The organism is Arthrobacter rhamnosi (assembly GCF_054510855.1).
In genome coordinates, this window is the sequence record NZ_JBTNDT010000019.1 from 1 (window position 1) to 2,966 (window position 2,966).

Below are 2,966 nucleotides of genomic sequence, written 5' to 3' on the forward strand. Positions count from 1 at the left end.
AGAGTGTGGGAGAGTAGGACACCGCCGGACAACCATTCAACGGGAAGGCCCCGCACCACCAGGTGCGGGGCCTTCCCCACTTAAACCACACCACCCCGCCGAACCGGCACCCGAGGACCCGGAATCCGGTCTAACCAGGGTGCCCCGGAGGAGAAGCACAATGAGGCGCCGTGCTCGAGCGCTCGTCCAGAGCTCCGAGGCCTGACACAAGCTGGCGGCGGCCCGTCGTCGGCCCCGTCGTCAGCATCCACAGCTCCTCGCGCATCCCCGCCTCTGGGGGTGGTCTCGGAGAGATTCTTCGTCAGCCGATTCAGCGGCCCGCCAGTGCCACCAGCCTCACGCCCTGCGCCTTGACGTGGACGAGCAGTCGTTCAGGGTGTCCTTTTGATCCATGAGCTCTCTTGTCAAAGGCCGATCATCTCCCGGCAATCACGAATCCGGCCGCTGCCGTCTCCTTTCGGATGGGAGGGGCCCGCGCGGTGGGCTCGAGGGGTCATCGCACTGCGGTTAGTGTGATTCAGTCTGTCCGCCAGCGCTTATGGGGTGGTAGAAACCGCGGTTGCTTCGATGATGGTTTTCGCGGTGGCATGGCCATCAGCGATCACCTTGTCTGGATTGGCTGCCCGAAGCATCATCCCCAGCACGCCGGTAAGGATGAGGGCCAGACGTTCGGCAAGACCTTGTGCCCCGTCTGTACCTACAACGGGGACGGCGAGCTCTCGAAAACGGGTGATGAGCAGCTCCGTATCACTGCGCAGAGCCTCGTCGAGAAGCTGACTCGGATGGGGTGATTCTGCTGCCACACCGAGGAATGCGCACCATCGGGCTGTTGCAGGCCCGGATCGATACCGGATCAAGGCAGGGAAAACAGCGAGAAGCTTGTCCTGAGCTGTTGTGGCAGCATCGATTTCCAGTTGCCAGTCCTGGTCCCAGCGCGTCAGGCGGCGTCGCAATGCCTCGACAATGAGCCCTTCCTTGTTCCCGAAATGGGCGTACAGGGTAGCCGGCGCGACGTTGGCCTGTTTGAGGATGACATCTACGGGTGTCGCCGCGACGCCCTGGGTGAAAGCAAGATGCTCAGCAGCGTCAAGTAACCGTTCTCGCGCGCCGGGTTGTGCGACCATGCATCCAGCATATAACGTTCGTTTCAATGAAACGATCGTTACATGCTGTCCCGTCGACAGCTACGCCAATGTTCACGGTAGCCGCCGTTGCGCTGATCGCCGCCACGTATGGGCTTGCCCGGTTCGGATACGGGCTCTTCCTTCCTTCATTTTCGGTGTCCTTCGCACTGACCCCAATGATCGCCGGTCTTCTTTCTTCAGGGGCGTCGGTCACGTACTGCATCTCAGCGGCTCTGGGGTTCCGGTATGCACCCCGTCACCCCCGTTTCACCACGATCCTCGCCGGTTGCACCGCAAGCCTTGGAAGTGGGGGCATCGCGGCCGCTCAGGGAACGATTTCCTTCAGCAGCGGCGTCCTATTGGCAGGCATGGGGGCGGGCTTTGCGTCGCCCGCGCTGGTGGAACTCGTTCAACGGAACGCGGCTCCGGCAAGGCAGAACAGACTTCAGTCGGTTGTGAATTCGGGCACCGGGTTCGGGGTTGTCGCCGCTGGTGCGCTGGCGCTGCAGCTGGGAGCATCATGGCGTGCAGCCTGGATTCTCATCGCGGTCATCATAATCACCGCCATGGTCGGCGTCCTTCGCGCAGATATCTCCCGCGCCGAAGCACTTAGTGGCGTACCCCGGCGCGAGGACATCTCAACCCACACCGGAGGATCCAGCATTCGCGGCCTCGGATGGCCAATGGCAGCAGCCTTCGTGTTCGGTATCGGATCCGCCGCCCCCTGGGTATACGGGCGTTCTCTCCTCGAGAACATCGGCGGGATGACAACCGAAACGTCCGCGATGGTATGGATGGCGTTGGGCGCCGGTAGCGCCGGTGCAGTCCTCCTAGCACCGTGGCTCGCCCGGCACTCCCTCAAAATCACGTGGTGCGTCACCGTAAGTGCGACCTCGGCGGCTACAGTGGCATTCGCCCTGGTGCCGACTCTTCCCGCGCTAAGCCTCGCTACAGCAGGGCTCTTCGGTCTCGCCTATACGGCAGCCAGCTCAGTGCTCATCATCTGGACGTCATTTACAGCCGCGAACAGCGCCGCAGGAACTTCAATACTCTTCACCTGCCTCGTTCTCGGCCAGGCCCTCGGATCCACAGTCACCGGTGCCCTCGTCGAAACAACCAACCTGATCTTTGCCTTCGTCACTGCCGGAGTGCTCTGCCTTATCAGTGCCTTCGGAGTTACGGCCCAGCGAACAGCTCCTGCAGGTCAACCAGGAGATGCTGCCCTTTCCGTGATGGAACACCGCCAACATCGTCCGCAGAAGTACCGGTAGGGGCGGCTCGCAGCTCGGTACTCCAATGGACCAATGGATCGACTTGCGTCCCAGCTGTACTGAGGCACCCTCCGGGTACCTGCGGCGTATCCGCTTGCAGATCTGCTCCGTCGAGAGGTCCTGTCCAGCTCGGCTGCCACCACGATGAGCAGCATCAGATCCACGTGCATGCTTGGTGGCCTTGAACGATTCACGAGCGACACCGACCCTGGTCCACTGTCATCGATCGGTGGCGCATACAGCTGCCGCTCCTCCGTGTGCCCCTATGCGCCGTTGACACTGCATGGCCCAAACCGGCGGCTGGAACTGCCTGCTGAACGCCTCGCGGCGACACCGGAGGAGTCCCTTTCCTGGGCAGCCAGGAACAGGTGCCGGCCGCTGCGCTCGGACGCCGGCAGGCGGCTACCGCTCATTGAAGGAGGACCTTCGGCACTCTATGAACGGTGGTGTCCGAGCCTTGGTGGGGTGGGGGTGGTGGTGGATTTGTGGTGGGGGGTGGGGTGGTCGTATAGTTATGTGGTTGCCCCGGTAGGTGACGCCCCCCCTTTTGACAGAGTTGAAGTTGTTCCGG

2 protein-coding genes are annotated in these 2,966 nt (G+C 62.4%); one reads left to right on the plus strand and one right to left on the minus strand.

The genetic code is table 11. From position 1 onward, the window contains the following. Positions 1–536: 536 nt before the first annotated feature. Complete coding sequence (locus ACX80I_RS17245; protein WP_459346327.1) at positions 537–1,124, minus strand: TetR/AcrR family transcriptional regulator; 588 nt, start codon at positions 1,122–1,124, stop codon at positions 537–539. 68 nt (positions 1,125–1,192) lie between these two features. Between ACX80I_RS17245 and ACX80I_RS17250 the strand changes: the two genes are divergently transcribed. Further along, positions 1,193–2,395, plus strand: a complete 1,203-nt coding sequence (locus ACX80I_RS17250; protein WP_459346328.1) for an MFS transporter — start codon at positions 1,193–1,195, stop codon at positions 2,393–2,395. Positions 2,396–2,966 lie beyond the last annotated feature (571 nt).

Bases quoted from the DNA above. Each gene is read 5' to 3' on its own strand.
- ACX80I_RS17245 (WP_459346327.1), bottom strand. From the start codon at position 1,124: ATGGTCGCACAACCCGGCGCGCGAGAACGGTTACTTGACGCTGCTGAG.
- ACX80I_RS17250 (WP_459346328.1), top strand. From the start codon at position 1,193: ATGTTCACGGTAGCCGCCGTTGCGCTGATCGCCGCCACGTATGGGCTT.